We start from the raw sequence: 23,566 nt of genomic DNA on the forward strand, positions 1-23,566 counted from the left end.
TCACACGTCCCGGGCGTCCAGGCGCACGGCGCCCGAGGTCGCGTCCTCGGCGCCGTCCAGCGCGAACGTGTGCTTGATCGCGCAGGCGAGGTGCACCTCCTCGCCGAGAGCGGCGCCGGCGCCCCCGAGGATGTTCTGCACGAAGACCCCCAGCGTGCCGAGGCCGGGAACGTGCACCTGGTATTGCGTGCTCACGCCGCTGAACGACACGTCGGTGACGCGCCCCGGGCCGAGCACGTTGCAGCTCTCGGGCGCCTGGTCCCCGGCACGCAGCAGGTGGAGCTTCTCGGGCCTGACGCCGACCAGGACGGTCCCCGTCGTGCTCACCGACCGTGCGGTCGGGACCCGCACCCGCCGCCCGTCGACGTCGACCCCGAGGGTCGCCGCGCCGTTCTCGACCACCGTGCCGCGCAGCAGGTTGGACTGGCCGAGGAAGTTCGCGACGAACGCCGTGCGCGGCAGCTCGTAGAGCTCGGCCGGGCTGCCCATCTGCTCGATGCGGCCCGCGTTCATGACGGCGACCGTGTCGGCCATCGTCATGGCCTCCTCCTGGTCGTGCGTCACGTGCACGAACGTGAGGCCGACCTCCGTCTGGATCCGCTTGAGCTCGACCTGCATCTGGCGGCGCAGCTTGAGGTCCAGGGCGCCCAGCGGCTCGTCGAGGAGGAGGACCGCCGGGTTGTTGACGATCGCCCGGGCCAGCGCGACCCGCTGCTGCTGACCGCCCGAGAGCTGTGCGGGCCGCCGGTCGGCGAGGTGCGGCAGCTCGACGAGCTCGAGGGCGTCCCGGGCCTTGCCCAGGGGGTCCGGCGCGCGCCGCCGTCGCAGGCCGAAGGCCACGTTCTCCACGACGCTGAGGTGCGGGAAGAGCGCGTAGGACTGGAAGACGGTGTTCACGGGCCGCTCGTGCGCGCGGGTCCGGGTCACGTCCCGCCCGCCGATGAGCACCCGGCCCGAGGTGGGGTGCTCGAGCCCCGCGACCATGCGCAGGGTCGTCGTCTTGCCGCACCCGGAGGGTCCGAGGAGCGCGAAGAACGAGCCGGAGGGGATCGTCAGCTCGAGGTCGTCGACAGCGGTGAAGGCGCCGAACTCCTTCGTCACGTGCTCGAGCGTGAGGTCCGCGCCCGAGCGTGCGCCGCCCTCCTCGTCGCCTGGGGCGCGGGTCGCGGCTGCGGGGTCGCCGAGCGCTGCCATCAGTTGCCGATCACCGCCTGGAACTCCTCGTTGTAGCGCGTCTCCTCGTCCGCGCTGAGGGCCCGGAACACATGCGCACGCTCGAGCGTCGCGTCGTCGGGGAAGATCAGCGGGTTCTCGACGAGCGTCGGGTCGATCGCCTCCATGGCCTCGCGTGCGCCCTGGACCGGACAGATGTAGTTGACGTACGCCGCGACCTCGGCCGCGACCTCGGGGTCGTAGTAGTAGTCGATCAGCCGCTCGGCGTTGGCCTTGTGGGTGCTCCCCACGGGCACCATGAGGTTGTCGCTCCAGAGCGTCCCGCCTGCGTCGGGCAGCGCGAACTCCCACTGGTCGCCGTTCTCGGCGTTGAGCACCGTGACGTCGCCCGACCAGCCGATGACGGCGAGCGCGTCACCCGAGACCAGGTCCTCGGCGTAGGAGTTGCCCTTGACCTGACGGATCTGCCCGGAGCTGATCTGCGCGTCGAGGACCTCGAGTGCCGCGAAGAACTCGTCGTCGCCCCAGTCCCCCGCGACGTCGACCCCCTGGTCGAGCATGATCAGCCCGACCGTGTCGCGCATCTCCGAGAGCACCTCGATCCGTCCCGCGAGGGCGGGGTCCCACAGGTCCGAGACGGTGCGCATCCCGCCGGGGACGGCCGCCTTGCTCCAGGCGAGACCGCCGAACCCGGACTGCCACGTGAGGCTGTGCGCACGTCCCGGGTCGAACGACACGTCCTGCAGGCTCGCCAGGAGGTTCGCGGCGTTGGGGATGTTGGCCTTGTCGAGCTCCTGCGTGTAGCCCAGCCGGATCATGCGCCCGGCCATCCAGTCGGTCAGCGTCACGATGTCCTGACCGATGTCCTGGCCGTTCGCGAGCTGACCCTGCACCTTGCCGAAGTACGCGTCGTTGTCCTCGATGTCCTCCGCGTAGGTGACCTCGATGCCCGTCTCCTGCGTGAACCTGTCGAGCGTCGGGTACGCCTGGGCCTGGTCGTCGTAGTCGAGGTAGAGCGTCCAGTTCGCCCAGCGCACGAGCTTCTCCGTCTCGGAGAGGTCCTGCGCGGGTCCCGTGCTGCTGCCGGCCGAGGGGGTGCCGCCCGTGCCGCACGCAGCGAGCAGCGCTCCCCCGCCCGCGAGGCCCGCGCCGAGGGCGAGCACCGAACGTCGCGAGACCGCGTGGCGCTGGGCCCGGACCAGGGCCCGGATCATGGGGTCGGCGGGCGTGCTGCGAGGTCGTGACACCGTGGCTCCTGGGGATCGGGCTGGCGGGTCGGGTCCGACGGCCGGCTGCGGTCGGTGAGTGGATGGTGGCAGCAGCGACGCGGGGTGACAAGGGATTCCATCGCCAAGAGCGCCACCTGCAACGAAAACGTCATCTGCACGGAACATCCGGCGTCGGGGTGCGCCGTCGGCCCCCCGCGTGCCAGACGTCCTCTGCGCGCGCGCCCGCCCCTAGAACGCACTCATGACGTGCTTGATGCGCGTGTAGTCCTCGAAGCCGTACATCGACAGGTCCTTGCCGTACCCGGAGTGCTTGAAGCCGCCGTGCGGCATCTCCGAGACGAACGGGATGTGCGTGTTGATCCAGACGCAGCCGAAGTCCAGCGACCGGGACATCCGCAGCGCGGTCGCGTGGTCGGTGGTCCACACCGAGCTCGCCAGGCCGTACCGGACGCCGTTGGCCAGCCGCAGGGCCTCGGCCTCCTCGCGGAACGTCTGCACGGTGATGACCGGGCCGAAGATCTCGTCCTGGACCGCCTCGTCGTCCTGACGCAGGCCGTCCACGACCGTCGCCTCGTGGAAGTAGCCGACGTCCCCCTGCCGGTGGCCGCCCGCGAGGACCCGCGCATGGTCCGGCAGCCGGTCGAGGAACCCGACGACGCGCTCGAGCTGGTGCGCGTTGTTCACGGGCCCGTAGGCGACGTCCTGGTGCGGCAGGCCCGTCCGCGTCCCACGCGCCTGCTCCGCGAGCGCGGCGACGAAGTCGGCGTGCACGGACTCGTGGACGAGCACCCTCGTCGCCGCCGTGCAGTCCTGACCGGCGTTGTAGTACCCGGCGCCCGCGATCGCCTCGGCCGCCGCGGCGACGTCGGCGTCGCCGAACACGACGACGGGCGCTTTCCCGCCGAGCTCGAGGTGCACGCGCTTGACGTCGCGCGCCGCCGACCCGGCGACCTCCATGCCGGCGCGCACCGAGCCGGTGATCGAGACCATGGCGGGGATCGCGTGCTCGACGAGCGCGCGGCCCGTGTCGCGGTCGCCGCACACCACGTTGAAGACGCCGGGCGGGAGGACCTCGGCCGCGACCTGCGCGAGCAGGATGGTGCTCGCGGGCGTGGTGTCCGACGGCTTGAGCACCACGGTGTTGCCCGCCGCGAGCGCGGGGGCGATCTTCCAGATCGCCATCATGAGCGGGTAGTTCCAGGGCGTGACCTGCCCGACGACGCCGATCGGCTCGCGCCGCACCCACGAGGTGTGACCGCGCAGGTACTCCCCCGCGCTCAGCCCGTCGAGCACGCGCGCGGCGCCCGCGAAGAACCGGAGCTCGTCCACCGAGGGAGGCACCTCGTCGGCGGCCATGAGCGACAGAGGCTTGCCGGTGTTGCGCGACTCGGTCGCCACGAACTCGTCCGCTCGCGCCTCGACCGCGTCCGCGAACCGCAGGAGTGCGAGCTGCCTCTCGCCGGGCGTCGTCTCGCGCCACTCCTCGAAGGCCGTGGCCGCGACGCGGAGCGCGTCGTCGACGTCCTGCGCGTCGGAGACGGGCGCGGTCGCGTACGCCTCGCCCGTCGCAGGGTCGACCACCTCGCTCGTCCGTCCGGCGTGGGTGGCGCGCGACGCGCCGCCCACGACGTTGCTCAGCGCGACCAGGTCACCGGTACCAGCAGACACGGGCAGCCTCCAGGGGGCTCGGGTGGCTCGTGGCCACGTCGGCGTGACGACCACATGGACGGTAGCGCAGGCATGCGTGCGTGGCACCGATCTGGCCCGCCCCGCAGGCGCGATACGCCGAAATCAGCGTCCGGGACCGCCCCGCAGCGACGGATCCGCTTGCCAGAAGCGGTCGACTCCGCGACGATCCCTGCATGGTCCCCACCCCGAAGCACGCCCCCGTGAACCTCGACGCCATCTCCAAGGCGATCATCGAGCAGCTCCAGGAGGACGGCCGGCGGCCCTACGCGACGATCGGCAAGGCCGTGGGGCTGTCCGAGGCCGCGGTCCGTCAGCGCGTCCAGCGCCTCGTCGAGTCGGGCGTCGTGCAGATCGTCGCCGTCACCGACCCCCTCCAGGTCGGGTTCACCCGCCAGGCGATGATCGGGATCAAGGCCGAGGGCGACCTCCAGGCCCTCGCCGACGCGCTCGCACAGGTCCCCGAGGTCGACTACGTCGTGATCACGGCCGGCGCGTTCGACATCCTCGTCGAGGTCGTGTGCGAGGACGACGAGCACCTGCTCGAGGTGCTCAACCAGCAGATGCGCACGCTCCCCGGCGTCCGGGCCACCGAGACGTTCGTCTACCTCAAGCTGCGCAAGCAGCTCTACAACTGGGGCACCCGATGACCACGACCCCGCAGGACCCCGCAGCCCGCACGTCGGGCACGCTCCCGGGCGATGCCGCGAGCCCGGGGCGCACCGGCGTCGACGCCGCGGTCACGACCGGCCGGACGCCCGCGGGGACCGACCGCGCCGACGCCGCGCGCCGCCACCTGTGGGGGCACTTCACGCGCCAGTCCACGTGGGAGTCCGGCCCGGTGCCGATCATGGTCCGGGGCGAGGGGCACCACGTGTGGGACGCCGACGGCCGCCGCTACATCGACGGCCTGTCCGGGCTCTTCGTCGTGCAGGTGGGGCACGGGCGCGCCGAGCTCGCCGAGCGCGCCCGGCGTCAGGCGGCCGACCTGGCGTTCTTCCCCCTGTGGTCCTACGCCCACCCGCAGGCGATCGACCTCGCCGAGCGGCTCGCTGAGCACGCGCCGGGTGACCTCAACCGCGTGTTCTTCACGACGGGCGGCGGCGAGGCCGTCGAGACGGCGTGGAAGCTGGCCAAGCAGTTCTGGAAGCTCCAGGGCAAGCCGACCAAGCACAAGGTGATCTCCCGGGCCGTCGCGTACCACGGGACGCCCCAGGGCGCCCTGTCCATCACGGGCATCCCGGGCATGAAGGCTCCGTTCGAGCCCCTCGTCCCCGGCGCGCACAAGGTCCCGAACACGAACATCTACCGCGGCCCCGAGCACCTGCGGGACGACCCCAAGGCGTTCGGGCGGTGGGCCGCGGACCGCATCGAGGAGGCGATCCTGTTCGAGGGGGCCGACACGGTCGCCGCGGTCTTCCTCGAGCCCGTCCAGAACTCCGGCGGGTGCTTCCCGCCGCCGCCCGGGTACTTCGACCGTGTGCGCGAGATCTGCGACGAGCACGACGTGCTGCTCGTCTCCGACGAGGTGATCTGCGGGTTCGGCCGGATCGGCGACATGTTCGCCTGCAACGACTACGGCTACGTGCCGGACATGATCACGTGCGCGAAGGGCATGACGTCGGGGTACTCCCCCATCGGTGCGTGCCTCGTCTCCGACCGCGTCTTCGAGCCGTTCCGCCACGGGACGACGACGTTCTACCACGGGTACACGTTCGGCGGGCACCCGGTGAGCGCCGCCGTCGCCATGGAGAACCTCGACATCTTCGAGCGCGAGCACCTCAACGACCGGGTGCGTGCGAACGCCCCCGCGTTCCGCACGACGCTCGAGAAGCTGCTCGACCTCCCGATCGTCGGCGACGTGCGCGGCGACGGCTACTTCTACGGCATCGAGCTCGTCAAGGACGCCGCGACACGGGAGACCTTCGACGACGACGAGAGCGAGCGCCTGCTGCGCGGCTTCCTCTCGCACGCGCTCCTCGACGCCGGGCTGTACTGCCGCGCCGACGACCGCGGCGACCCGGTGATCCAGCTCGCCCCGCCGCTGACGTGCGGCCCCGCCGAGTTCGCCGAGATGGAGCAGATCCTGCGCGGTGTCCTGACCCAGGCGTGGGCCCAGCTCTGACGGGCGCCTCCGGGCCGGGCGATCCGTTCACGGGCCGCTCCCTGTGGGCGGACCAGGCGGTGCCGCGCCGTGGCGGTCCGGCACGCGATCCCGTGACGCAGGACGAGGAGGTCGACGTCGTCGTCGTGGGTGGCGGGTACACGGGCCTGTGGACCGCCTACTACCTCGCGCTCGCCGCACCACGGTGGAGGGTCCTCGTCGTCGAGCAGGAGACCGTCGGCTTCGGGGCGAGCGGACGCAACGGTGGCTGGTGCTCGGCCCTCTTCCCGACCGGCGCGCAGGGGCTCGCGCGGCGCCACGGCCGCAGCGCGGCGCTCGCGATGCGCGCGGCCATGCGCGCGACCGTCGACGAGGTCGTGGCGGTGTGCGCGCGCGAGGGCATCGACGCGGACGTCGTCAAGGGCGGGACGCTGACGCTCGCCCGCACGCCGCCCCAGCTCGCGCGCGCACGGGCGCAGGCGTCGGCGGCAACCGACTGGGGCGACGAGGTCGCACTGCTGACCGCCGCCGAGGCGCAGGCCCGCGTGGGCGCCGCGGACGTCCTCGGTGCGACGTGGGCACCCGACTGCGCGCGCGTCCACCCGATGCGCCTGGTCCAGGGCCTCGCGGACGCCGTCGAGCGCCGCGGGGTCCGGATCGCCGAGCACACGCGTGCGACGTCCCTCGGTCCGGGCGCGGTGGTGGTCGAGGGCCGGCCGGTGGGTGGGGACAGCGCGCGCGACCGCGCCCCTCGGCCGAGCGCCACCGTCCGGGCGCGCCACGTGGTCCGCGCCACGGAGGCGTGGACGAGCCGCCTTCCGGGCCTTCGCCGGGCCGTCGCACCGGTCTACTCGCTCGTCCTCGCGACCGCGCCCCTGCCCGCCGCGACATGGTCGCGGGTGGGGCTCGCGCGGTACGAGACCTTCACCGACCACCGGCACCTCGTCGTGTACGGCCAGCGCACGGCCGACGACCGCGTCGTCTTCGGCGGTCGCGGCGCGCCGTACCACTGGGGCTCGGCCATCAGCCCCCACCACGACGTCGCGCCGCGCGTGTTCGCGGCCCTCGAGCGGACCCTGGGCGACCTGCTCCCCGACCTGCGGGGCGTCCCGGTGACCCACCGCTGGGGCGGGCCGCTCGGGGTCCCGCGCGACTGGCACGCCTCGGTGGGCCTCGAACCCGACGGCGTGGCCCGGGCGGGCGGCTACGTGGGCGACGGGGTGGCGACGAGCAACCTCGCGGGCAGGACGCTCGCGGACCTCTTGACCGGCCGCGACACCGACCTGACGAGGCTGCCCTGGGTCGGGCACCGGTCGCGCCCCTGGGAGCCCGAGCCGCTGCGCTGGCTCGGCGTCAACGCGGGACTGCGCGCGATGACCCTCGCCGACGCCGAGGAGCACCTCACCGGGCGGCAGAGCGTCGTCGCACGCGCCATGGCACCGCTCCTTGGGCACTGACGCGCGCGGCACCGGCCCTCGGGGCACCTTCGCACGCCTGGCGGCGCGCCCCGGGCACTGACGCGCGCCGCTGGCACGCTCCCAGGCGGTGCGCCCCCTACCGCCGCGCGACGAGCTCGCGGGCGCGTGCCCGCGCCCACGCCTCCGCGTCCAGGACGTCCGGCAGCGTGAGGTGAGGCGCGGCGACGTCGCTCACGTGCTCGCCGAGCACGCGCTCGACGGTGTCGACGATGTCGAGGAAGCCGATGCGGCCGGCGAGGAACGCCGCGACGCACTCCTCGTTGGCCGCGTTGTAGACCGCCGGGTGCGTCGCCGACGCCGCGACGGCTGCCCGCGCGAGCCCGACCGCAGGGAACACCGCCTCGTCCAGCGGCTCGAAGGTCCACGCCGTCGCGGCCGACCAGTCGCACGGCGTCGCCACGGGGTCGAGCCGCTCCGGCCACGAGAGGCCGAGGGCGATCGGGAGCCGCATGTCCGGCGGCGACGCCTGGGCGATCGTCGACCCGTCGACGAACTCGACCATCGAGTGGACGACCGACTGCGGGTGGACCACGACGGTGATGTCCTGCACGGCCACGTCGAACAGCAGGTGGGCCTCGATGAGCTCGAGCCCCTTGTTCATGAGCGTCGCCGAGTTGACCGTGACGACCGGTCCCATCGACCACGTCGGGTGGGCGAGGGCCTGCTCAGGCGTCACGGGCTTGAGGTCGTCGCGCGACGCGCCCCGGAAGGGCCCGCCCGAGGCCGTCAGCACGAGGCGACGCACCTCGTCGTGCCGGCCCGACCTCAGGGCCTGCGCGATGGCCGAGTGCTCCGAGTCCACCGGCACCACCTGGTCGGGCCGCTGCTGCGCGGCCCGCACGAGCGCGCCGCCGACCACGAGCGACTCCTTGTTGGCGAGCGCGAGCGTGCTCCCGGCCCGCAGCGCCGCGAGGGTCGGGCCCAGACCGACGGAACCAGTGATGCCGTTGAGCACGACGTCGGCGCCGCGGGACGCGAGCTGCTCGGCAGCCTGGGGACCGACGAGGAGCTCGACACCCAGGGCCGCGACACCGCGCGCCGCGGCGAGCTGCGTGATGGCCTCGAGCACCGCGGGGCCCGCCGCGGCGTCGGCCACCGCGACGGCCTGCGCGCCCGTCGCCAGCACCTGCTGGGCGAGGAGCGCCGGGTCGGAGCCGCCGGCCGCGAGCCCGACGACCTGGAACCGGCCGGGGTGCCGGGCGATCACGTCGAGCGCCTGGGTCCCGATCGACCCCGTCGAGCCGAGGATGACGACGGTGCGCGGGGCGGTGGTGCCGGCCCGGACAGGCTCGGGCACGGCCGGGCTCGTGGCGGTGGGGTGCACGCGCCCATTGTCGCGGACGGACACGGCGTCCGCTGCGGGACAGCCCGGGCCCGGTGGTGCGATGATCCCGGAATGGTCAAGGAGTCGCTGCTCGCCACGGGTGAGAAGGTCGTGTTCACCGCGCACGCGCACTGGAAGAACCTCGTCGTCCCGGTGCTCGTGACGGTGGCCGCAGCGGGTGCCGCCACGTACGCGCTCCTCGAGCTCGTGCCGAGCCCGCAGGACCACGCCTGGCAGCGCTGGGCGATCGCGGCCGTCGCTGCGCTCCTCGTCGTCGTCTTCGGTCTCTGGCCCTTCCTCGGCTGGCTCACGTCGACGGACACCCTGACCACGCGGCGCCTCATCAGCCGGCGCGGCATCCTCTCGCGCGAGGGCAAGGACATCCCGATCGACCGCGTGCACTCCGTGAGCTACCGGCAGTCCCTGCTGGACCGGATGCTGGGGTGCGGCACGCTCGTCGTGCAGACCGCCGGTGACAACAGCGACGTCGAGCTGTACGACGTCGCGCGCATCGAGCGCCGGATCCTGCAGATGCAGGAGATCATGCTCGACGAGGAGATCCCGGCCGAGGGCACGGCAGGCGCGCCGTCCGAGGCGCCGCGGCCCGACGACCTGTAGCCGACGCCGACGACGCGCGGCCGACGTCCGGCCGGGCCGGACGTCGCACGTGCCGAGGTCAGCGCACGCCCGCCGCGGGCGCTCCCCTCACTCGACGCCGAGCAGGACCTCGATCGCCCGGTCGCAGAAGGCGTCGACCGGGGCCTCCGCGTACGCGTTCCGGCCCTTGGCCCGCCCGAACGTCGCGTGGCGGACCTCGTCGGACGTGAGGCTCTGGCCGTGGTCGAAGTAGTCGACGAGGCGCTGGCAGAGGGCGTCCACGTCCTGCGGCGCGTAGCCCTGCTCGCCGCGGGCCGCGGGCGCGAAGCGCTCGCCGTCCGGTCGGGAGAGGCGCCCGTAGAGCGTCCGGGCCTGCGCGGCGAGGTGCTCCATCCAGGCCTGCTGACCACGCTGTGCGATGAAGTCCGTGCGCTGGCGCACGACGAAGGCACGCTCGAGGCGGTCGAGCGCCGCGTCGACGGCTGCAGTGGCGTACCCGCCGCGCACCAGGTCGAAGGCCACCTGACGCACGTCGCGCCCGGTCAGCGGCTCCGTGCGGTCCCCCTCGTACACGCGCCTCGCGTGGTCGAAGAAGTCGTCGACGTCACCCGGGTCGTAGCCCGTGTGCAGCCGACCGACCGTCCGGAACATGCGCGTCATGAGACCTCCTCTGCCGCGAGCTGGCCGCAGGCACCGTCGATGTCGCTCCCCCGGGTGTCACGGATCGTCGTCGGGATGCCGTGCGACCGCAGCCGCGCGACGAACTCCGCCTCGACCTCGCGCTCGCTCGCCGTCCAGATGGACCCCGGGGTGGGGTTCAGCGGGATCGGGTTCACGTGGACCCACCCGCGGCCGCGTGCCGTGAGCTTGGTCCCCAGGAGGTCCGCCCGCCACGCGTGGTCGTTCATGTCCTTGATCAGCGCGTACTCGATGCTCACGCGTCGCCCGGTCGCGTCGAAGTAGCGACGCGCGGCGTCGAGCGCCTCGTCCACGGTCCACCGGGTGTTAATGGGCACCAGCTCGCTGCGCAGGGCGTCGTCGGGCGCGTGCAGCGACAGCGCGAGGGTGACCGGGATGCCCTCCTTCGCGAGCTTGTCGATCGCAGGGACCAGACCGACGGTGGAGACGGTCACGTTGCGCGCGGACATGCCGAAGCCGTCGGGGGCGGGGGCCACGAACCGGCGGACCGCCTCGATGACCGTCTTGTAGTTCGCGAGCGGCTCACCCATGCCCATGAAGACCAGGTTGGAGAGGCGACCGGGACCACCGGCCACGTCCCCGCGCTCGAGCGCGCGGGCCGCGAGGCGGACCTGCTCGACGATCTCGGCGGTCGACAGGTTGCGCGTCAGGCCCAGCTGACCGGTGGCGCAGAAGGGGCAGGCCATGCCGCAGCCCACCTGGCTCGACACGCACAGCGTCGCGCGACCCGGGTAGCGCATGAGGACCGACTCGACCTTGACGCCGTCGAAGAGCCGCCAGAGCGTCTTGACGGTCGCGCCCGCGTCGGCGGTGAGCGTGCGCACCTGCGAGAGCAGGGGCGGGAACAGCTGCTCGGCGAGGAGCTCGCGCGTCGCCTGCGGCAGGTCGGTCATCTCCGCCGGGTCGCTCGTGTGGTGCGCGTAGTAGTGCGTCGCGAGCTGAGCGGCGCGGAACGGCTTCTCCCCGAGCTCGGCGACCGCGTCGCGGCGCTGCTCGGGCGAGAGGTCGGCGAAGTGCCGCGGCGGCTTGCCGCGGCGTGGGGCGCTCATCGTCAGCGCGAGCGGGGCGCGCCCCTGCGCACCCTCGACCGCGGGTCTCACCTCAACCATGGAACCGGAAGTCTGTCACGTCAGAGGGCCACCTTCGGCAACGCCACGAGGAGCAGCAGGTAGACGAGCGGGGCGGTGAGCAGCAGGGAGTCGAGCCGGTCGAGCACGCCGCCGTGGCCCGGGAGCAGCGTCCCCATGTCCTTGAGCTCGAGGTCGCGCTTGAGGAGCGACTCTGCGAGGTCGCCCAGCGTGGACGTCAGCACCGATGCCACGCCGAGCGCGACGCCGACGACGGGCGAGCCGCCGAACGCCACGACCATGCCTGCCGCACCAACCCCGCCCGCGAGGACGAGGGACCCGGCGAGGCCCTCCCAGGTCTTCTTGGGGCTGACCGACGGAGCCAGCGGGTGCCTGCCGGTGAGCACCCCGGCGACGTACCCGCCCGTGTCGCTCGCCACCGCGAGGAGGACGAAGAGCGCGACGCGACGGTCGCCGTCGGGCTGCGCGAGCATGAGCATGACGAAGCCCGCCATGAACGGCACGTACGCGGCCGCGAAGGTCGCCGCGGCCGCGTCCCGCAGGGCCGCCGGCCCGCTCCCGTCGAGGACCCGCCACACCACGACGCCGCCCGCGGTGAGCATGAACGCGACGAGCAGGGCCTCCGGCCCGGACGTGTAGGACGAGACGAGGATCCCCGCCGTGCCCACGAGCAGAGGCAGCAGCGGGATGTGGATGCCGCGCCGCACGAAGGCGTGCGCGAGCTCCCACAGCGCGGCCCCGCACGCGAGGAGGGCGACGAGGATGAAGCCTTCCTTGCGGAACAGCAGCGAGCCGGCGACGACGAGGAGCAGCGCGACGCCGACCCCGATCGCGATCGGCAGGTCGCGACCTGCGCGCGGGGTGCCCGACGGGCTGTGGGTGGCGATCTCGACTCCAGCAGACTGTGCCATTCAGACCTCGAGCAGCTCGCTCTCCTTGTGGGTGAGCACCTGGTCGATCAGGTCGACGTGGCGCTTCGTGAGGGCCTCGAGCTCCTTCTCGGCGCGCCCGACCTCGTCCTCGCCGGCCTCACCGTCCTTCGCGATCCGGTCGAGCTCTTCCTTCGCACGACGCCGGATGTTGCGCACGGAGACGCGCGCCTCCTCGGCCTTGTGCCGGGCGAGCTTGACGTAGTCGCGGCGACGCTCCTCGGTGAGCTGCGGCAGCACGATGCGGATGATCTTGCCGTCGTTGCTCGGGTTCACGCCCAGGTCGGAGTCGCGCAGCGCACGCTCGATGTTGCCGAGCGCGCCCTGGTCGAAGGGCGACACGAGGATGGTGCGTGCCTCGGGCGTCGTGAACGACGCGAGCTGCTGCAGCGGAGTGGGCGCGCCGTAGTAGTCGACGACGACCTTGGTGAACATGGCCGCATTCGCCCGCCCCGTGCGGATCGTCGCGAAGTCTTCCTTGGCGACCTCGATCGCCTTGTCCATCTTCTCCTCGGCCTCGAGGAGGGTCTCGTCGATCACCGCTGCTCCTTCGTCTCGTCGGTCATGCAGGTCCTCGTCACCGCTCGGTCCGGGCGCCAGGCTCACGCGAGCTGTCGCGCAGCGGCTCTCACTCCTCGCTGAGCAGCGTGCCGATCTTCTCACCCTGCAGCGCCCGGGTGACGTTGCCTGGCTCGCCCATGCCGAACACGCGCATGCGCACACCGTTGTCCCGGCACAGGCTCAGGGCCGTGGCGTCCATGACCTCGAGCCCGTTGACCAGGGCGTCGGTGTACGTCAGCTCGGTGAGGCGCACCGCGTCGGGCGTCGTTCGCGGGTCGGCGGTGTAGACGCCGTCCACGCCGTTCTTGCCCATGAGCACCTCCTGGCAGTGGGTCTCCAGGGCGCGCTGCACGGCCACGGTGTCGGTCGAGAAGTACGGCATGCCCGCGCCCGCACCGAAGATCACGACGCGGCCCTTCTCGAGGTGCCTGATGGCCCGGAGCGGGATGTAGGGCTCCGCGACCTGACCCATGGTGATCGCCGTCTGGACGCGGGTGCTCACACCCGCCTGCTCCAGGAAGTCCTGCAGGGCGAGGCAGTTCAGGACCGTCCCGAGCATGCCCATGTAGTCGGCGCGGGCCCGGTCGAGCCCGCTCTGGGAGAGCTCGGCGCCGCGGAAGAAGTTGCCCCCGCCCACGACGATCGCGACCTGGACACCCGAGCGGACGGCGTCCGCGATCTCCACGGCGACGCGCCGCACGACGTCGGGCGCGAGGCCCACGCTGCCGCCCCCGAAGGTCTCGCCGGAGAGCTTGAGGAGGACTCGCCGTGGCGCGGCGTCGCTCGCACCCTCGGAGGGCACCAGTGCCGGCCTGGTCGTCGCGTCGTCGTCCACCTGGTTCCTCCAGCCTGCCGTCCGGGACCGGGGCCACGGGCCTCGGGTCGTGCCACCGCGCCCGGGGGGCGACCCGGGGCCGTGCGGTTCTCGTGCGGCGACGGCGGTCGACCGGCCCTGGGGCTGGATCGACCGCCGTCGCGAACGTGCGGGGTGGTCAGGCGCCGACGCGGAACCGTGCGAAGCCCGTGAGGGTCCCGCCCGCCTCGGTGAGCACCTGGCCGACCGACTTCTTCTGGTCCTTCGCGAACGCCTGGTCCACGAGGACGGCCTCCTTGAAGAACCCGTTGAGGCGACCCTCGACGATCTTCGGGAGCGCGGCCTCGGGCTTGCCCTCGTTGCGCGAGGTCTCCTCGGCGATCCGGCGCTCCGACTCGACCGTCTCGGCCGGGACGTCGTCGCGCGTCAGGTAGGTCGGCGAGTAGGCCGCGATGTGCATCGCGACGTCCCGGGCGACCTCGGCACCGGCCGCGTCCGTGCCGACGAGGACGCCGACCTGGGGCGGGAGGTCCTTGTTGACCTTGTGCAGGTAGACCGTGACGGCGGGCGCGCTGATCCGCGCGACGCGCCGGAGCACGAGCTTCTCGCCGAGCATGCCCGCGGTCTCGTCGATCGTCTCGGACACCGTGCGGCCGTCGGCCTGCGACGCGAGGATCGCGGCGACGTCGTCCGTGCCGGCCGCGACGGCGGCCGCGAGGACCTTCTCCGCGAGCGCGATGAACGTCGTGTTCTTCGCGACGAAGTCCGTCTCGGAGTTGAGCTCGATCAGGACGCCCGTCTGACCCGCGGCGTCGTCCGACACGTGGGCGGCCACGAGGCCGTCCGAGGCCGAGCGGCCCTCGCGCTTGCTGACGCCCTTGAGGCCCTTCACGCGGATGATCTCGAGTGCCTTCTCGGCGTTGCCGTCAGCCTCGTCGAGCGCCTTCTTGACGTCGAGCATGCCGGCGCCCGTGCGCTCGCGCAGTGCCTTGATGTCGGCGGCGGTGTAGTTCGCCATGCGTCTGTCCTTGTCTGTCGTCGTGGTCCGTGGCCGCTCGGGCCGTGGGACTCAGGTCAGTTGGCGGTCGTGTCGTCCGCGACGGGCTCGGCAGCGGCGGGAGCGTCCGCGGCGGGTGCCGCGTCCTGACCCGTGGCCGCGACGGGCTCGTCCGTCGTGCCGACTGCCTCGACGGGGCTCTCGACCTCGGCGGCCGGGGTCTCCTCGGCCGGGGCGGCAGGCGCCTCGGCCGCAGCCGGAGCGTCCGCCGGGGCGGCGGTCGCCTCGGCGCCCGCGAGGAGCTCACGCTCCCACTCGGCGAGGGGCTCGGCGGGCGCGCCGGCCTCCTCCGAGGCGGCGGTGCGGCCCGAGTGGCGCGCGATGAGGCCCTCGGCGGCGGCGTCCGCGATCACGCGGGTGAGCAGCGTGACGGCACGGATCGCGTCGTCGTTGCCGGGGATCTGGTAGTCGACCATGTCCGGGTCGCAGTTCGTGTCGAGGATCGCGACGACGGGGATGCCGAGCTTGCGCGCCTCGTCGACCGCGAGGTGCTCCTTGTTCGTGTCGACGATCCACACGGCGGAGGGGACCTTCGCCATGTCACGGATGCCACCGAGCGTCTTGGCGAGCTTGTCCCGCTCGCGACGCATGATGAGGAGCTCCTTCTTGGTGAAGGCGCTGCCGGCGACGTCGTCGAAGTCGATCTCCTCGAGCTCCTTGAGGCGCTGGAGACGCTTGTTGACGGTCGCGAAGTTGGTGAGCATGCCGCCGAGCCAACGCTGGTTGACGTAGGGCATCCCGACCCGCGCGGCCTGCTCGGCCACGGGCTCCTGGGCCTGCTTCTTGGTGCCGACGAAGAGGATGGTGCCGCCGTGGGCGACCGTCTCCTTGACGAACTCGTAGGCGCGGTCGATGTACGACAGCGACTGCTGGAGGTCGACGATGTAGATGCCGTTGCGCTCCGTGAAGATGAACCGCTTCATCTTCGGGTTCCACCGGCGGGTCTGGTGCCCGAAGTGGACACCGCTCTCGAGCAGCTGGCGCATGGTCACGACGGCCATGGCACGTCCTTCCGGCGCGGCCCGTCAGGCCGCGCATCAGCAGGCGGAGCGCGTCGAACCACGCACCGCATCCGGTTGTCGGCGGCGGTCGGGTGACCGGACGCCCCTGGCGCCCTGCGGTGCCGACACCGTGACCACCGCTGCAGCACGCTGCACCCGTGGTCATGGACCGTCGTCGGCACGCGCTCCCGCCCCCGGAACGAGTCCGGCGGCACTGGGGTGAAGGCGCGCGATGTCACCCGGCGAGCCGGGCGCAGGTCACATGCTACCCGAGAACCGCGGGTGCCCCGGCGTGGGCCGAGCGGCTGCCGCGCGCACCTCGACGGGCGGCGCACCGGTTGGCCCGTGCCCCCGCGTCCCCAGCCCCGACGCCCTGCGGACCGTCCACAGGCCGCAGGGTCCGGCCCGCAGGGGGACGCCCCCAGGGGCGAGGGTGCGCAGGTGAGCAGCGAGACGAACGCAGGTAGCAGGAACCGCACCCGCAGCAGCACGAGCGGCAGCACCAGCACGAGCGGCAGCACCGGCGGCAGGAGCCGTCGCAGCAGCACCGGCGGCAGGGACAGCGGGGGCGGCCGCGGCGCCGCGGGCGTCGTCGTCGCCACCCCGCGGTCCTCGTCGATCGCCCGACGGCGCGCCTTCACCGCCGCGTCCCTGGCGGGCTCATGCCTGGTCCTGGGTGTGCTCGCGGTGACGGAGGCGGCGCCCGTGACCGCTCCCGTGACGACGGCGGTCGTCGCCGACCGGGTCGGCGCGGGCGGCGGCGACGCTGCTCCCCGGGTGGCTCGCGACGTCACCGGCACCGGTCGGCCGAGCTTCCTCGACACGCTGTTCCCGGGCGGCGGCACGGTCCCGTGGGACGTCGCCTCCGCCGTGGAGCCGGGCGATGCCGGCTACGTGCTCCCGGTGACCGGGGCGCTGAGGGCGCCGTTCCGCGCACCGCCGCAGCCGTGGGCGAGCGGGCACCGGGGCATCGACCTCGCGGCGCCGCTGGGCGCGGAGGTGATCTCCCCCGCGCCGGGCACCGTCGTGTTCGCGGGCGTGGTCGTGGACCGCCCCGTCGTGACCGTCCTGCACGCCGACGGGCGCCGCTCGAGCCTCGAGCCTGTCGACGCGTCGGTCGCGGTCGGCGCGTCGGTCGGCTCGGGGGCACCGCTCGGGACGGTGGCTGCGGGCACCAACCACTGCGCGCCGACGACGTGCGTGCACTGGGGGGTCCGCGAGAACGACGTCTACGTCGACCCGCTCGGCCTCCTGCCCCGCTCCGGGCCGGTCGTCCTGCTTCCCGTGCCGCCGGGGTGAGGCGGCCGCGGGTCAGACCTTGTCGTGCTCCTGGAGGGTCGTGCGCAGGCGGAGCATCGCCGCGGTGTGCATCTGCGAGATGCGCGACTCGGTCACGCCGAGCACCCGCCCGATCTCCGCGAGCGTCATGCCCTCGTAGTAGTAGAGGACCAGGACGATCTTCTCGCGCTCGCCGAGCCGCTCGATCGCGCGCGCGAGCACGATCTTCATCTCCTGCGCCTCGACGGAACCCACCGGGTCGACGGCGCCGGGGTCCTCGAGCGTGTCGAGCAGCGACAGCGCGTCACCACGCTCCGACCCCGCACCGAGGAGCTCGTCCAGCGCGGCGACGTTGACGGTCGAGAGCTGGGTGAACACGGCGCGCAGGTCCGTCACGGCGATCTCGAGCCGGTCGGCGACCTCCTGCTCCGTCGGGGCCCGCCTGAGCTCGGCCTCGAGCTCGGCGAAGGCACGGTCGACCGCGCGGGCCTTCGTGCGGACGGAGCGCGGCACCCAGTCGATGGCGCGGAGCTCGTCGATGATCGCCCCGCGGATCCGCGAGCTCGCGTACGTCTCGAACTTCACGGCCCGGTCGGTCTCGTACTTCTCGATCGCGTCGATGAGCCCGAACATGCCGTAGGAGACGAGGTCCGCCTGCTCGACGCTGCTGGGCAGGCCCGCACCTACGCGCCCGGCCACCATCGTGACGAGCGGCGCGTAGTGCAGGATCAGGCGCTCGCGGGCACCGCGGTCACCCGTCTCCTTGAAGACCGTCCACAGGGAGAGGATCGAGACGGCGTCGGCCGCCGCGCCGACCGTGTGCGGGCGCGGCACGCCACCGGACGCGGCACGCACCTGGTCCGGCACGTCGGCATCCGCGTCGCCGTCGACCACGGGCTCGTGCTCGGTCTCCTGCTCGTCCACCGCGTGCGCCCTACCCAAGGCGTGGGACCGTGCTGGCATCTGCGCGTCCCTCTCAGGCTCGGGGGTGGGCTTGGAGGTACGACAGGCGAAGCCTGTCGGCACTCACGTGGGTGTATCTCTGCGTGGTGGCAAGCGTGGCATGCCCCAGGATCTCTTGCACGGTACGAAGGTCCGACCCGCCGAGCAACAGGTGCGTCGCGGCCGTGTGCCGCAGTCCGTGCGGTGCGAGGTCGTCGACGCCGGCAGCCTGCGCGGCCTCGTGCACGGCCGACCTGATCTGGCGCTGATCCGCCCGCTGGCCCCGGCGCCCGAGGAGGAGAGCCGGTCCGGACGTGGGTGTGGCGAGCGCCGGTCGCCCCCTGGCGAGCCAGACGTCGAGGGCCCGGGCAGCCGGGACCCCGTAGGGGACCAGTCGCTCCTTGGCCCCCTTGCCCATGACCCGGATCAGGCGCGACGACATGTCGAGGTCGTCGACGTCAGCCCCCACCAGCTCACCCACCCGGACGCCCGTGGCGTACAGGAGCTCGAGCGCCGCCCAGTCGCGCAGGGCGATCGGCTCACCGTCCGCTGCACGATCCTTCGCCGCGTCGAGCAGGCGCGCGGCAGGTGGCACGGCGAGGGCCGTCGGCAACGACGTGCCGGCACGCGCGGTGACGAGCCGGACCGCAGGATCGGTCGGGACGAGGCCCTCCTCGTGCGCCCACGCGTAGAACGCGCGCACGGCGGCCCCGCGGCGCGCGATCGTGGCGCGCGCGAGCCTCCCGGTGACCATCGACGAGAGCCAGGCGCGCAGCACGGGCAGGTCGACCGCGTCCCACGCCACTGCACGACGTCGCGCGAAGCCGAGCGCGTGGTGAACGTCCCCGGTGTAGGCGCGCACGGTGTGGGGCGACAGACCGCGGACGGCATGGAGGTAGGTCCCGAAACGGGCGACCACGGCCTCCTCGGTCATGGCCGCCGCGACTGCCGGGGCGGGGTCCATGACACCTACCGTGGCGCGTCGCGGCCCGAGTCACAAGACGAGACCGCGAGACTTCACCCGGTCCCGGACGCGTGCAACGTCCTGGTCGTCCTGGTCTGTGGTGATTCATCCGTGTCTCGTACCCCCGGGGGTGCCGCGCCTCCACCGCCCCTCCTGCCGGACCGCGAGACCGCGCAGCTCGAGGCCGCCGAGCGCCGAGAGGACCTCGGGGACGGCCAGCCCTGCCGCACGGGCGAGCGACTCGGGGTCCGCCGGTCTGCGCAACGGCAGGGCGTCGAGCAGACGCCGTTGGTCGGGGCTCAGGCCGTCCTGGGGCAGTACCGGTCCGCCGTCCGCCTCGGGCACGTGGTCCCCGCTCGCGCCGAGCAGCTCGAGGAGCTCCGGACCGTCGGTCACGCACACCGCGGCCCCCTCCCGCAGCAGCCGGTGGCACCCCGCCGACGACGCCGACGTCACCGGGCCCGGGACGGCTCCCACGGGCCGGAGCAGCGCCGCCGCGTGACCAGCGGTGTTGAGCGCTCCCGACCGCCACGCGGCCTCGACGACCAGGGTGGCCCGACCGACGGCCGCGATCAGCCGGTTGCGCTGGAGGAACCGCGTACGACTCGGCACGCTGCCCGGCGGGACCTCGCTCACGACGAGACCACCCCCGGCGAGGACCGCCTCGAGGAGCCGCGCGTTCCCGGCGGGGTACAGGCGGTCGACACCTCCCGCGAGGAACGCGACGGTCCGGCCTTCGACAGCGAGCGCGACCCGGTGGGCGACGGCGTCGATCCCGTACGCGCCGCCGGAGACGACGGTCCAGCCCTCACGCACGGCCTCGGCGCACATCTGGGCGGTCACGTGCTCGCCGTACGCCGTGCAGGCTCGGGCGCCGATGACGGCGACCGCGCGCGCGAGCACCTGCTCGACCGGCGCGGAGCCCCGGACCCACAGGCACAGGGGCGCCGTGAGACCCAGGTCGTCGAGCGCGACGGGCCACGCCGGGTCCTCGGGCACGAGCAGGTGCCCGCCGAGTCGTTCGACGGAGCGGAGCTCCCGCCGGGGGTCGAGCTCGCTGAGCCGGGGGGCCCAGCGTGCGGCCGCGCGCGCGAGCCGCGCGGACGTCGCACCTGTCATCCCGCGCAGCTCCTCGGGCACCGGGACGCCGCCCAGGGCAGCGGGCCCCTGGGCGGTGTGCCGCGCCCAGGCGAGCGCGTCCACGGGCCCGAGCGTGGCCACCAGGGCGCCGGCGACGGCGTCGCCGGGCTCGACCATCCGGCTCCACGCCGCGCGCGCCAGCAGGGTCGCCTGGTCCGGCGACGAGCCCCCGGTCACGCGGCGACCTGCCCGCGTGTGCGCAGCAGCAGGGCCTGGCCGACCTCCGCGGGGCCCGGGCGGCCACGGCCCGCGAGGTCCGCCAGGGTCCAGGCGACGCGCAGCACGCGGTCCACGCCGCGCAGGCTCAGCGCACCCGAGTCGAGGGCACGCTCGAGGTCGGGTGACAGCCGGCCCGTGTGGGCGCGCAGCCACGGCCCGGGTACCTCGGCGTTGGTGGCCCAGCCGGTGCCCGTGAGGCGCGCCTTGGCGGCGTCCCGCGCTCGGGCGACCCGCTCCGCCACGTCGGCCGTGGACTCCGGCACCCCCGACGCGCGGTCCGCCCTGCTGACAGGCAGGACGTCGATCTGCAGGTCCACCCGGTCGAGCAGCGGCCCCGACAGCCTGCTGAAGTAGCGCCGCCGGGCGAACGGCGTGCAGGTGCACTCGAGTCCCTTGCCGACCGCGAGGCCGCACGGGCACGGGTTCGCCGCGAGCACGAGCTGGAACCTCGCGGGGTAGCGCGCGGAGCCACCGGCCCGGTGGATGACGAGCTCACCCTGCTCGAGGGGTTGGCGCAGCGTCTGCAGCACGCGGGGCGAGAACTCGGGTGCCTCGTCCATGAAGAGGACGCCGCGGTGTGCGCGCGAGGCCGCCCCAGGGCGCGGGAGCCCCGATCCCCCGCCGATGACGGCAGCCGGGGTCGCGGTGTGGTGCGGGTCCTCGAACGGTGGCCGTCGAACCAGGCCGAGCGCCGGCTGGAAGGTCCCTGCCACGGAGTGCACGGCGGTCACCTCGACCGCCGAGTGCTCGTCGAGGTCGGGCAGCAGCCCGGGCAGACGGGCGGCGAGCATCGTCTTGCCCGCTCCCGGTGGACCCACCATGAGCATGTGGTGCCCGCCCGCAGCGGCCACCTCCATCGCCCACCGGGCACTGCGCTGGCCGAGCACGTCGGCCATGTCGCCCCCGCGGACGCGCTCCGACGGCACGACGTCCGCCGCGACGGGCTCGACGTCAGGCACCTCGTCGAGCTCCGCACCGTGCCGGGCCGCGACCTCGGCGAGGCAGGCGGCTCCGACGACGTTCGCGCCGGGCACGAGCCGGGCCTCGGCGAGGTTTCCCACGGGGACCACGACGCCGTCGCACCCCGCCGCCACCGCCGCCGCGACCGCGGGAAGCACGCCGCGGACCGGCCGGAGACGGCCGTCGAGGCCGAGCTCACCGAGGTGCACCCACGCCGCGACCGACCGCGCGTCGCACAGGCCGGCCCCGGCGAGCGTCGCGACGGCGATGGCCAGGTCGAACGAGGCGCCCGCCTTGGGCAGCGACGCGGGTGAGAGGTTGACGGTGATCCGGCGCTGCGGCCAGCGCAGCCCCGACGACGTCACCGCAGCCCGGACCCGGTCCCTGGCCTCCGCGAGGGACGCGTCGGGCAGGCCGACGAGCGAGAACCCGGGGATCGAGGCCGCCAGGTGCGCCTCGACCTCGATCATGTGGCCGGTGAGACCCACGAGGCACACGCCCCGTGTGCGCCCGAGGCTCATCACAGGACCCCGCACAGGTGCTCGAGCGTCGCCGCACCTGTGCGCGACGTCCGAACGGCGATGACGTCGATGCGAACCCCCGTCGGGTGCAGGTCGTGCGCGTCGAGCCACTGCGCGGCCAGACGCCGCAGCCGGCTCAGCTTCGCGTGCCCGACGGCCTCCGCCGGGTGCCCGTAGCCGTCACCGCTGCGCGTCTTGACCTCGACGACGACGAGCTCGGTGCCCTGGAGCGCGACGATGTCGATCTCACCCGACGCACCACGCCAGTTCCGGTCGACGACCTCCCAGCCCGCCGCCGCCAGGTACGACGCCGCCACGTTCTCCCCGTACTGCCCGACCGCGTCCTTGGCTCGCATGTGCGACCACCTCCGGCGACCACGGTGCCGGGCGCGGGCGTGCCGATCGGACGAGGTCCGCCCAGCCTGTGCACGCGCCGACGGCAGCGCGGCCCTGGGGACGTCGGCGACGCGGGCGCACGTCGGACGCCTCCGGACGGGCGCGGCGTCAGCACGACCCGGCCCAGCGGCGGGCGGAACACCTCAGCGGCGGGCGGCGCGCCTCAGCGGCGGGCGGCGCGCCCTCAGCGGCGGAACGGGCCGCCGTCGGGCAGGTCCAGCTCGGCCTTGGCGAGCTCCTCGACGTTGACGTCCTTGAAGGTCACGACGCGGACCGACTTGACGAAGCGCGCGGAACGGTAGACGTCCCACACCCACGCGTCCGTGAGGCTCAGCTCGAAGTACACCTCGCCGGCGGCGGAGCGCACCTGCAGGTCCACCTGGTTGGCCAGGTAGAAGCGGCGCTCGGTCTCCACGACGTACGAGAAGAGGTTCACCACGTCCCGGTACTCGCGGTAGAGCGCGAGCTCCATGTCGGTCTCGTAGTTCTCCAGGTCTTCCGCGCTCACGCGTCCATCATGGACCATCCGCGGGCCCCGTCGTCCGCCGGGAGGTCCTGGGCGCCGGGTGCGACGTCCGGCGGGCCCGTGACCGCAGCGTCCGGCACGGCTCCCGTGAGCAGTCGCTGGTCGGTCCCGGGCCACCCGTCGGCTCCGTCGCCGTCGGTGTGCACGCCCGGGCGCGGCAGGTTCCAGCTGCGCCGGTGCAGAGGGCAGGGGCCGAGGGTTCGGAGCGCCTCCACGTGCTCGGGAGCTCCGTAGCCCTTGTTCTCGTGCCACCGGTAGTCCGGGTGCTCGGCCGCGAGCACGACCATGAGTGCGTCCCGCTCGCACTTGGCGAGGACGCTCGCCGCCGCCACGGAGGCGCACGTGCGGTCCGCCTTGACGCGTGTCCGGACGGCGACGTCGGCGGCCGGGGCCAGCCCGTCGAGCGGGTCCGTGTCGAACAGCGAGGCCTGACGCGACACGCTCAGCCAGTCGTGTGACCCGTCGAGCAGGACGAGGTCGACGGGGACCGTGAGCTGGGCGAGCGCGCGGCGCCCCGCGAGGCGCAGCGCCGCGATGATCCCGAGGTCGTCGATCTCGTCCGCGGAGGCGTGACCGACGGCGCGCGACACGCCCCACCTGCCCAGGGCGGGCAGGAGCCGCTCGCGGGCGGCGGGCGTCAGGAGCTTCGAGTCCGCGACCCCGGGCGGGCAGGCACGCGTCGACAGGTCGACGGCCACGGCACCGACGCTCACGGGACCGGCCAGCGCGCCGCGGCCGACCTCGTCCATGCCGACGACGACCCGCGCTCCGGCGCGCAGGAGCGCACGCTCGTGACGCAGGTCGGGGCGGGGGGCCGCAGGCCTGCGGGGACGGGTCACCCGCGACGGTGGTGCGGTCGTCGGCGGCGTGGTCATACGAC

23 protein-coding genes are annotated in these 23,566 nt (G+C 73.6%); 5 read left to right on the forward strand and 18 right to left on the reverse strand.

Annotated elements, in window-relative coordinates; all coding sequences use genetic code 11:
* The 3 genes from FZ988_RS00080 to FZ988_RS00090 form a co-directional block, all read right to left on the reverse strand.
* On the reverse strand, nucleotides 1-1,194 hold the full coding sequence (locus tag FZ988_RS00080; protein WP_149201985.1) for an ABC transporter ATP-binding protein: 1,194 nt from the start codon (nucleotides 1,192-1,194) through the stop codon (nucleotides 1-3).
* The gene (locus FZ988_RS00085; protein WP_149202494.1) at nucleotides 1,194-2,387 is read right to left on the reverse strand and encodes a polyamine ABC transporter substrate-binding protein; all 1,194 of its coding nucleotides are present in this window, start codon (nucleotides 2,385-2,387) and stop codon (nucleotides 1,194-1,196) included. The genes FZ988_RS00080 and FZ988_RS00085 overlap by 1 nt, the downstream gene beginning before the upstream one ends.
* A 243-nt stretch (nucleotides 2,388-2,630) precedes the next feature.
* On the reverse strand, nucleotides 2,631-4,070 hold the full coding sequence (locus FZ988_RS00090) for a gamma-aminobutyraldehyde dehydrogenase (RefSeq protein ID WP_425457917.1): 1,440 nt from the start codon (nucleotides 4,068-4,070) through the stop codon (nucleotides 2,631-2,633).
* Nucleotides 4,071-4,264: 194 nt separating this feature from the next.
* Here FZ988_RS00090 and FZ988_RS00095 point away from each other — a divergent pair, with 194 nt between their 5' ends.
* The 3 genes from FZ988_RS00095 to FZ988_RS00105 all read left to right on the forward strand — a co-directional run bounded on the left by FZ988_RS00095 (nucleotide 4,265) and on the right by FZ988_RS00105 (nucleotide 7,649).
* Nucleotides 4,265-4,738: an Lrp/AsnC family transcriptional regulator gene (locus FZ988_RS00095; protein ID WP_149201986.1), complete on the forward strand. Its 474-nt coding sequence runs from the start codon at nucleotides 4,265-4,267 to the stop codon at nucleotides 4,736-4,738.
* Complete coding sequence (locus tag FZ988_RS00100; protein ID WP_149201987.1) at nucleotides 4,735-6,213, forward strand: aspartate aminotransferase family protein; 1,479 nt, start codon at nucleotides 4,735-4,737, stop codon at nucleotides 6,211-6,213. Before FZ988_RS00095 ends, FZ988_RS00100 begins: the two co-directional genes overlap by 4 nt.
* Nucleotides 6,214-6,305: 92 nt before the next feature.
* Complete coding sequence (locus FZ988_RS00105; RefSeq protein WP_246169049.1) at nucleotides 6,306-7,649, forward strand: NAD(P)/FAD-dependent oxidoreductase; 1,344 nt, start codon at nucleotides 6,306-6,308, stop codon at nucleotides 7,647-7,649.
* Between the two features lie 97 nt (nucleotides 7,650-7,746).
* On the opposite strand, the gene dxr is transcribed toward FZ988_RS00105, so the two are convergent.
* Nucleotides 7,747-8,967 carry a 1-deoxy-D-xylulose-5-phosphate reductoisomerase gene (gene dxr, locus FZ988_RS00110; protein ID WP_149202497.1) on the reverse strand — a complete coding sequence of 407 codons (1,221 nt, stop codon included), beginning with the start codon at nucleotides 8,965-8,967 and terminating at the stop codon, nucleotides 7,747-7,749.
* Between the two features lie 99 nt (nucleotides 8,968-9,066).
* Here dxr and FZ988_RS00115 point away from each other — a divergent pair, with 99 nt between their 5' ends.
* Nucleotides 9,067-9,612 carry a PH domain-containing protein gene (locus tag FZ988_RS00115; RefSeq protein ID WP_149201988.1) on the forward strand — a complete coding sequence of 182 codons (546 nt, stop codon included), beginning with the start codon at nucleotides 9,067-9,069 and terminating at the stop codon, nucleotides 9,610-9,612.
* An 87-nt stretch (nucleotides 9,613-9,699) separates the two neighbouring features.
* Here the strand turns inward: FZ988_RS00115 and FZ988_RS00120 are convergent, their stop codons facing one another.
* The 7 genes from FZ988_RS00120 to rpsB form a co-directional block, all read right to left on the reverse strand.
* Nucleotides 9,700-10,251 carry a DivIVA domain-containing protein gene (locus FZ988_RS00120; protein WP_149201989.1) on the reverse strand — a complete coding sequence of 184 codons (552 nt, stop codon included), beginning with the start codon at nucleotides 10,249-10,251 and terminating at the stop codon, nucleotides 9,700-9,702.
* Nucleotides 10,248-11,399, reverse strand: coding sequence for a dual-specificity RNA methyltransferase RlmN (gene rlmN, locus FZ988_RS00125; RefSeq protein ID WP_149201990.1), 1,152 nt, complete (start codon nucleotides 11,397-11,399; stop codon nucleotides 10,248-10,250). The genes FZ988_RS00120 and rlmN overlap by 4 nt, the downstream gene beginning before the upstream one ends.
* A gap of 20 nt (nucleotides 11,400-11,419) precedes the next feature.
* Nucleotides 11,420-12,289 carry a phosphatidate cytidylyltransferase gene (locus FZ988_RS00130; RefSeq protein WP_149201991.1) on the reverse strand — a complete coding sequence of 290 codons (870 nt, stop codon included), beginning with the start codon at nucleotides 12,287-12,289 and terminating at the stop codon, nucleotides 11,420-11,422.
* On the reverse strand, nucleotides 12,290-12,847 hold the full coding sequence (frr, locus tag FZ988_RS00135; protein WP_149201992.1) for a ribosome recycling factor: 558 nt from the start codon (nucleotides 12,845-12,847) through the stop codon (nucleotides 12,290-12,292).
* An 88-nt stretch (nucleotides 12,848-12,935) separates the two neighbouring features.
* On the reverse strand, nucleotides 12,936-13,673 hold the full coding sequence (gene pyrH / locus FZ988_RS00140) for a UMP kinase (RefSeq protein WP_223145017.1): 738 nt from the start codon (nucleotides 13,671-13,673) through the stop codon (nucleotides 12,936-12,938).
* Nucleotides 13,674-13,860: 187 nt separating this feature from the next.
* Nucleotides 13,861-14,700, reverse strand: coding sequence for a translation elongation factor Ts (gene tsf / locus FZ988_RS00145; protein WP_149201993.1), 840 nt, complete (start codon nucleotides 14,698-14,700; stop codon nucleotides 13,861-13,863).
* Between the two features lie 56 nt (nucleotides 14,701-14,756).
* Nucleotides 14,757-15,740 (reverse strand): 30S ribosomal protein S2, encoded by a 984-nt coding sequence (gene rpsB / locus FZ988_RS00150; protein ID WP_149201994.1) that lies wholly within the window; start codon nucleotides 15,738-15,740, stop codon nucleotides 14,757-14,759.
* Nucleotides 15,741-16,181: 441 nt separating this feature from the next.
* Here rpsB and FZ988_RS18835 point away from each other — a divergent pair, with 441 nt between their 5' ends.
* Nucleotides 16,182-17,039: a murein hydrolase activator EnvC family protein gene (locus tag FZ988_RS18835; protein WP_246169050.1), complete on the forward strand. Its 858-nt coding sequence runs from the start codon at nucleotides 16,182-16,184 to the stop codon at nucleotides 17,037-17,039.
* Nucleotides 17,040-17,051: 12 nt separating this feature from the next.
* On the opposite strand, the gene whiG is transcribed toward FZ988_RS18835, so the two are convergent.
* The 7 genes from whiG to FZ988_RS00190 all read right to left on the reverse strand — a co-directional run bounded on the left by whiG (nucleotide 17,052) and on the right by FZ988_RS00190 (nucleotide 23,561).
* Entirely contained in the window at nucleotides 17,052-17,942 is an 891-nt protein-coding gene (gene whiG, locus FZ988_RS00160; protein ID WP_246169051.1) for an RNA polymerase sigma factor WhiG, read from the reverse strand.
* 52 nt (nucleotides 17,943-17,994) lie between these two features.
* Complete coding sequence (locus tag FZ988_RS00165; protein WP_246169052.1) at nucleotides 17,995-18,924, reverse strand: tyrosine recombinase XerC; 930 nt, start codon at nucleotides 18,922-18,924, stop codon at nucleotides 17,995-17,997.
* Between the two features lie 105 nt (nucleotides 18,925-19,029).
* Nucleotides 19,030-20,241: a DNA-processing protein DprA gene (gene dprA, locus FZ988_RS00170; RefSeq protein ID WP_246169054.1), complete on the reverse strand. Its 1,212-nt coding sequence runs from the start codon at nucleotides 20,239-20,241 to the stop codon at nucleotides 19,030-19,032.
* Entirely contained in the window at nucleotides 20,238-21,764 is a 1,527-nt protein-coding gene (locus FZ988_RS00175; protein WP_149201996.1) for a YifB family Mg chelatase-like AAA ATPase, read from the reverse strand. Before FZ988_RS00175 ends, dprA begins: the two co-directional genes overlap by 4 nt.
* Entirely contained in the window at nucleotides 21,764-22,120 is a 357-nt protein-coding gene (locus tag FZ988_RS00180) for a YraN family protein (protein ID WP_149201997.1), read from the reverse strand. The genes FZ988_RS00175 and FZ988_RS00180 overlap by 1 nt, the downstream gene beginning before the upstream one ends.
* Nucleotides 22,121-22,344: 224 nt before the next feature.
* Nucleotides 22,345-22,668 (reverse strand): DUF2469 domain-containing protein, encoded by a 324-nt coding sequence (locus FZ988_RS00185; RefSeq protein ID WP_149201998.1) that lies wholly within the window; start codon nucleotides 22,666-22,668, stop codon nucleotides 22,345-22,347.
* Nucleotides 22,665-23,561, reverse strand: a complete 897-nt coding sequence (locus FZ988_RS00190) for a ribonuclease HII (protein ID WP_149201999.1) — start codon at nucleotides 23,559-23,561, stop codon at nucleotides 22,665-22,667. The genes FZ988_RS00185 and FZ988_RS00190 overlap by 4 nt, the downstream gene beginning before the upstream one ends.
* Nucleotides 23,562-23,566 lie beyond the last annotated feature (5 nt).

Origin of the sequence: Actinotalea subterranea, from assembly GCF_008364845.1 — a bacterium.
GTDB lineage: Bacteria > Actinomycetota > Actinomycetes > Actinomycetales > Cellulomonadaceae > Actinotalea > Actinotalea subterranea.

Bases quoted from the DNA above. Each gene is read 5' to 3' on its own strand.
- FZ988_RS00080 (WP_149201985.1), bottom strand. From the start codon at position 1,194: ATGGCAGCGCTCGGCGACCCCGCAGCCGCGACCCGCGCCCCAGGCGAC.
- FZ988_RS00085 (WP_149202494.1), bottom strand. From the start codon at position 2,387: ATGATCCGGGCCCTGGTCCGGGCCCAGCGCCACGCGGTCTCGCGACGT.
- FZ988_RS00095 (WP_149201986.1), top strand. From the start codon at position 4,265: ATGGTCCCCACCCCGAAGCACGCCCCCGTGAACCTCGACGCCATCTCC.
- FZ988_RS00100 (WP_149201987.1), top strand. From the start codon at position 4,735: ATGACCACGACCCCGCAGGACCCCGCAGCCCGCACGTCGGGCACGCTC.
- FZ988_RS00115 (WP_149201988.1), top strand. From the start codon at position 9,067: ATGGTCAAGGAGTCGCTGCTCGCCACGGGTGAGAAGGTCGTGTTCACC.
- FZ988_RS00120 (WP_149201989.1), bottom strand. From the start codon at position 10,251: ATGACGCGCATGTTCCGGACGGTCGGTCGGCTGCACACGGGCTACGAC.
- rlmN (WP_149201990.1), bottom strand. From the start codon at position 11,399: ATGGTTGAGGTGAGACCCGCGGTCGAGGGTGCGCAGGGGCGCGCCCCG.
- FZ988_RS00130 (WP_149201991.1), bottom strand. From the start codon at position 12,289: ATGGCACAGTCTGCTGGAGTCGAGATCGCCACCCACAGCCCGTCGGGC.
- tsf (WP_149201993.1), bottom strand. From the start codon at position 14,700: ATGGCGAACTACACCGCCGCCGACATCAAGGCACTGCGCGAGCGCACG.
- rpsB (WP_149201994.1), bottom strand. From the start codon at position 15,740: ATGGCCGTCGTGACCATGCGCCAGCTGCTCGAGAGCGGTGTCCACTTC.
- FZ988_RS00165 (WP_246169052.1), bottom strand. From the start codon at position 18,924: ATGGACCCCGCCCCGGCAGTCGCGGCGGCCATGACCGAGGAGGCCGTG.
- FZ988_RS00175 (WP_149201996.1), bottom strand. From the start codon at position 21,764: ATGAGCCTCGGGCGCACACGGGGCGTGTGCCTCGTGGGTCTCACCGGC.
- FZ988_RS00180 (WP_149201997.1), bottom strand. From the start codon at position 22,120: ATGCGAGCCAAGGACGCGGTCGGGCAGTACGGGGAGAACGTGGCGGCG.
- FZ988_RS00190 (WP_149201999.1), bottom strand. From the start codon at position 23,561: ATGACCACGCCGCCGACGACCGCACCACCGTCGCGGGTGACCCGTCCC.